Raw genomic sequence first — 2,161 nt, forward strand, 5'->3', positions numbered from 1 at the left:
ACATAAGATCAACACGACCTAGAGCTCGCTAACTTCCCGTTCCGTCCCAGGGGATCCCTAGCACCTGCACCAAAAAGGCCCAGCGGTCGGCAGCTTCCTCAATCAGCTTGCTGGTGGGCTTGCCGGCCCCGTGCCCTGCCTTGGTGTCGATGCGGATGAGGATGGGCTGGGATCCCCCCTGGGCTGCCTGCAGGGCAGCGGCAAACTTGAAGCTGTGGGCGGGCACCACCCGGTCGTCGTGATCTGCGGTGGTGATCAGGGTGGCGGGATAGGCAGTGCCGGGCTTGAGGTTGTGCAGAGGGGAATAGGCGTAGAGGGCCTTGAATTCCTCCGGGTTCTCCGGGGATCCGTACTCGGAGATCCAGGCCCAGCCGATGGTGAACTTATGAAAGCGCAGCATGTCGAACACCCCCACTGCCGGCAGGGCCGCTGCAAACAGCTCCGGCCTCTGAACCAGGCAGGCCCCCACTAAGAGGCCGCCGTTGCTGCCGCCAGAGATGGCCAACTTGGCGGGGTTGGTGTAGCCATGGGCTATCAGCCACTCGGCAGCGGCAATAAAGTCGTCGAACACCTTTTGCTTGTTGAGCTTGGTGCCCGCCTGGTGCCACTCTTCTCCGTACTCGCCGCCGCCGCGCAAATTTGGCTGGGCATAGACACCGCCCATTTCCAGCCAGGCCACCAGACCCACTGAAAAGCTGGGGGTAAGAGAGATGCCAAAGCCGCCGTAGCCATAAAGCAGAGTGGGGTGATCCCCTGTCCGAGCCAGGCCGCGGCGGTGGACAAGAAACATGGGGATGCGGGTGCCATCTTTGCTGGTGTAGAACACCTGCTGCACCTCGTAGGCCTGGGGATCGAAATCCACCTGGGGCTGACGGAACAGGGTGCTGGTGCCGCTGGTGAAATCGTAGCGGTAGATGGTGGGAGGGGTGGTGAAGCTGGTGAAGGTGTAGAAGGTCTCGGTGTCGCGGCGCTTGCCGCCAAAACCGCCCGCCGATCCCAGCCCCGGCAAGGGAATCTCTCCCAGAAAGTGGCCATCCAAGGCAAACCTTTTGATCTGGGTGTGGGCGTCTTTGAGGTAGAAAGCCACAAACTGATTGTTGATCAAGCTAACCCCCTGCAGTGTCTCCTCCGCCTCAGGGATCACCTCCTGCACCTGGTCGGGCTGCTCCAAGTCAATCGCCACCAGTCGCCGCCGAGGAGCTTGGCAGTCCGTCAACAGCCAAAAGCGGGATCCGTCGTTGCCCACGAAGCTGTATTCGGCCTCAAACTCGCGGATGAGCTCTACTACAGGAGACTGGGGATCCCGCAGGTCTTTGTAGAAGATGAGGTTTTTGGGATCCGTGCCCCGCCAGACGGAGATGATGAGGTAATTCCCATCTTCAGTAACCCCGCCGGCAAAGCCCCACTCTTTTTGGTCGGGGCGGTGATAGACCAAGACATCTTCTGACTGGGGGGTGCCCAGGCGGTGGTAGTAGAGCTTCTGGAAGTAGTTGGCGCTTTCGTATTCGCTGCCGGGGGCCGGTTCGTCGTAGCGGCTGTAGAAAAATCCCTGCCCGTCCAGGGTCCAGCTTACTCCCGAGAACTTAATCCAGCGCAGGTGATCCGGCAAATCCTCGCCGGTCTCGATGTCCCGCACCTTCCACTCTTGCCAATCGGAGCCGGAGCGGGAGAGACCATAGGCCAGATACCGCCCATCACGGCTGATGGCAATGCCCGCTAGAGCCACCGTACCGTCTTCCGAGAAGGTGTTGGGATCCAGCAAAACCCGCGCCTGGCCCTCTAGACTTTCTTGGGTGTAGAGAACGCTCTGGTTTTGCAGGCCGTCGTTTTTGAAGTAGAAGTAGCGGCCCCCTTCTTTGAAGGGCTGGCTGTATTTTTCATAGTTCCAGAGCTGGGTCAGGCGTTCTCGGATCCGCTGCCGGGCTGGGATCTGCTGCAAGTAGTTAAAGGTAAGGTGGTTTTGCGCCTCAATCCAGGCCCGCGTCTGCTCCGAATCCAGATCCTCCAGCCAGCGGTAGGGATCCGGCACCGGCTGCCCGTGGTAGATGTCCACAACAGTGGGATCGGGATAGCTGGGCGGGTAGTTGAGCATGAGACCTAAGCGCTAGAGCATGACTCTAGTCAATAATAAGCTCAACTATACTGAAAATAATGTATAATA

General features: G+C 59.4%; 1 protein-coding gene. It reads right to left on the bottom strand.

Going from position 1 to position 2,161, the window contains the following annotated elements:
• Positions 1-28: 28 nt before the first annotated feature.
• A complete protein-coding gene (locus NW838_RS14440) occupies positions 29-2,092 on the bottom strand; it encodes a prolyl oligopeptidase family serine peptidase (protein ID WP_414428277.1) in 2,064 nt (687 codons plus the stop codon).
• Positions 2,093-2,161: the final 69 nt, after the last annotated feature.

This window comes from Synechococcus sp. R55.2, assembly GCF_047462075.1.
Lineage (GTDB): Bacteria > Cyanobacteriota > Cyanobacteriia > Thermostichales > Thermostichaceae > Thermostichus.